Source organism: Methylobrevis pamukkalensis (genome assembly GCF_001720135.1).
Classification (GTDB): Bacteria; Pseudomonadota; Alphaproteobacteria; order Rhizobiales; family Pleomorphomonadaceae; genus Methylobrevis; species Methylobrevis pamukkalensis.
The window spans coordinates 1-1,146 of sequence record NZ_MCRJ01000264.1 but is presented as its reverse complement, the minus strand read 5'-3'; the positions used below and the strand labels follow the sequence as shown (position 1 = coordinate 1,146).

The following is a 1,146-nucleotide window of genomic DNA, read 5'->3' as shown; positions in this document are numbered from 1 at the left end:
GGAAGCCTGCCGGTTCGGTACAGTTTCGAGACCGTCCCAGTAGTGACGCCGAGAAGTGCGGCGATCATCGCGCGTCCCTTTACGATCTCGCCTTGATACGTCTGGTGTAGATGGACCTTCGACATTGGCTGTCCCTCAAAATGGCACGCGATAGGTGTGCAAACCCGAGTAAGGGCTAAACGGCCGGACAAACCAAGAGGTATTTTCGACTTGGCCACAAACCTGTGGAAGAACATATCTCCTATGCGTTGAAGGCAGCCGTAAAAAATGTGCATCGCGTGCACGCGAGGGCGTGGTATTGCGGGCGGCAGTCGATCGTCGAGACCATTGCGCGCCCGCCCATTTCTAGGAGTTACCGCTGCGGTAACTTCCACGCCATGGCGTGCATTCGCGATCACCCCTTTTCCGGCTCCCTTGCCGCGTCCCGAAGCGCGACCATGCCCTCGGCGATCTCGTCGAGAATGTCGCCGAGGCTGGAACCGACGTGGTAGAAAGCCGCCCGGTCGGACTCGACTTCGATGCCAAACGAGGCAAGCTGAATGAGCGCGGCGATGTCGCGGCATCTGTCGATGCAGTTCGCAACGTCGGTGTAGCTGGTGATCGGTTCAGCCTTCGCCATCGGTCGCACCCTCCTCGTGGGTGACGCCGCGCAGGTCGTCGAGCATGTCGGAAAGAAGCTCAAGCTCTGACTCGGCCACTACGGTGACGGCGTGGAGGGCGCCGCGCGTCCGCTTATCAAGGCCACCGGCCATGAGTTCGAGCGACACGACGTAGTGGCGCACGAGGTTGATGCTGTCATGAATTTCGAGAAGGGAAGGGCTAACCCGGTCACGGCCGGGGACAGGCGATTGCATGGCGGTTGCTCCGTTGATTGAAAACGCTAACGGTGATATATTTCGATCAATTAGAGCCGATGTCAATAGAAAGCGATCGATTTGAGCGATTCAGATCATATTAGCGGGCGGCAAATTGCTGCCGGTCGTGTCCTCGCAGGGCTTGGGCAAGCCGACCTAGCTCACGCGGCTTCCATTTCGGTTCCGACTCTGCGTCGTATGGAAGCGAGCAAGGGGCAGCGGCCGGGCTGGCAAACAACGTTGCGGCTGTGCGTCGAGCCCTTGAGGCTGCGGCGTGATCTTCGTTGAGGCG

The 1,146-nt window shown here is 59.3% G+C and carries 2 protein-coding genes and 1 pseudogene; 1 reads left to right on the top strand and 2 read right to left on the bottom strand.

The features are described from left to right. Window positions 1–394 precede the first annotated feature (394 nt). Together A6302_RS20400 and A6302_RS20395 are read right to left on the bottom strand one after the other, a co-directional pair. Complete coding sequence (locus tag A6302_RS20400) at window positions 395–619, bottom strand: hypothetical protein (protein ID WP_069308529.1); 225 nt, start codon at window positions 617–619, stop codon at window positions 395–397. Beyond that, the gene (locus A6302_RS20395; protein ID WP_069308528.1) at window positions 606–854 is read right to left on the bottom strand and encodes a hypothetical protein; all 249 of its coding nucleotides are present in this window, start codon (window positions 852–854) and stop codon (window positions 606–608) included. The genes A6302_RS20400 and A6302_RS20395 overlap by 14 nt, the downstream gene beginning before the upstream one ends. A gap of 81 nt (window positions 855–935) precedes the next feature. Between A6302_RS20395 and A6302_RS25945 the strand changes: the two are divergent. Next, window positions 936–1,126, top strand: a pseudogene (locus tag A6302_RS25945) (helix-turn-helix domain-containing protein); the annotation flags it as partial. Between the last annotated feature and the right edge of the window lie 20 nt (window positions 1,127–1,146).

What these genes read in the sequence shown, in the direction of transcription:
- A6302_RS20400 (WP_069308529.1), bottom strand. Translation starts at nt 619, where the DNA reads ATGGCGAAGGCTGAACCGATCACCAGCTACACCGACGTTGCGAACTGC.
- A6302_RS20395 (WP_069308528.1), bottom strand. Translation starts at nt 854, where the DNA reads ATGCAATCGCCTGTCCCCGGCCGTGACCGGGTTAGCCCTTCCCTTCTC.